Genomic DNA, 1,488 nt, shown 5'->3' with positions numbered 1-1,488 from the left:
TATAGTCCTTTAAGTCTGAATAAACCTATAATTAGGATGTTCAGATCATGTGCCTATTTCATACGAATATTGATACGATATCATTTCGATGGTTACCGCTTTACTTTCGATGTATTAGGTACGCCTTAGCTTAAAAACGAATACTCAGGGCTTGCCCATAAACGCTATCTATATCGCTTTCGAAAAGCTTTGGCATACATGCTGACAATAACAATTGGAGGTAATTATGACTAAATTTTCAGTTTATATCGGTATTGATTGGGCAAATGATAAACACGATGTATGTGTTCAAGTGGCTAATTCAAGTGTACGAAAGTTTGAAGTGATTAAGCACTCACCTAGGTCGATCAATGAGTGGATAACCAGTCTTCATAAGCAATACAAAGGACAAATAGCTGTTGCTATTGAACTATCGAAAGGGCCTATAGTTTACGCACTTCAAAAGTTTGATTTTGTTACTATTCACCCTGTTAACACTTCAATGTTAGCTCAATACCGTAAAGCTTTTTCACCCAGCGGTGCAAAAGACGACCCAACGGACGCAGAGATTGCTTTAGATTTAATGCTGAGATATCCCAATAAAATTAAAGCATTAAAAATGGAAAGTGAATCGGTTAGGAAGTTGACCTATCTCGTCGAACAGCGTCGTAAGTTAGTTGAAGATAAAAGACGGTTTAGTAATCGATTAATCGTTACACTTAAGGAATATTACCCTCATTTACTCGATTGGTTTTCACACCGAGGATCGGGGATCTTTTGTGATTTCATTACACGTTGGCCCAATCTACAAAAGCTTAAAAGAGCTAGACCAGACACCTTGAAAAAATTTTTTGGCTCATACCCTGGACGTACTGCTTCATATAGCGTTAAGCGCATCCAATCTATTAGTGAAGCAGAGCCGCTCACGCTTGATAACGCAGTTATCGAATCGCACCAACTGCTTGCAGTTGCATTAGCTAATCAACTGCTTGTTGCTGTGAAGGTTATTAAGGTCTTTGATAAAGAAATTAGTGAGTTGTTTAATGCCTTGCCGGATGCAGAGCTTTACAAATCATTACCGGGTACTGGCCCGTGTTTAGCTCCTAGATTACTAGTAGCTATTGGGGAAAACCGTAGTCGATTCAATAGCGCATCGGAAATTCAAATGTATGCAGGGATAGCACCCGTAACAGTGCGTAGTGGTCAAAAGAGCTGGATTCATTGGCGATATCAGTGTTCTAAGTTTACTCGCCAATCATTTATAGAATGGGCAGCTAAAAGTGTTCATCAATCTTATTGGGCAGGCATATATTATCAACAACAACGATCAAAAGGTAATACACACCAGGCATCTGTGCGTTCGTTAGCATTTAAGTGGATACGAATCGTATTTCGATGTTGGAAAACTAAAGAGCCATACAATGAAGCCAAGTATTTAAAAGCATTGAGCGATAGGAATTCCCCATTACTTTTTAAAGAAAAAGCTTGTTAAAGGTCTCAGGGCGTAGA

The 1,488-nt window shown here is 38.8% G+C and carries 1 protein-coding gene; it reads left to right on the top strand.

Annotated elements, in window-relative coordinates; translation table 11 throughout:
- The first annotated feature begins 226 nt into the window (after positions 1-226).
- Positions 227-1,471 (top strand): IS110 family transposase, encoded by a 1,245-nt coding sequence (locus H4J75_RS19535; protein ID WP_182223047.1) that lies wholly within the window; start codon positions 227-229, stop codon positions 1,469-1,471.
- Positions 1,472-1,488 lie beyond the last annotated feature (17 nt).

The organism is Colwellia sp. BRX10-1 (assembly GCF_014077545.1).
In the GTDB taxonomy this organism is placed as follows: Bacteria; Pseudomonadota; Gammaproteobacteria; order Enterobacterales; family Alteromonadaceae; genus Colwellia_A.
Note: the sequence above shows the minus strand (reverse complement) of the source record. Positions and strands in the feature narration are given on the sequence as shown.

Bases quoted from the DNA above. Each gene is read 5' to 3' on its own strand.
- H4J75_RS19535 (WP_182223047.1), top strand. From the start codon at position 227: ATGACTAAATTTTCAGTTTATATCGGTATTGATTGGGCAAATGATAAA.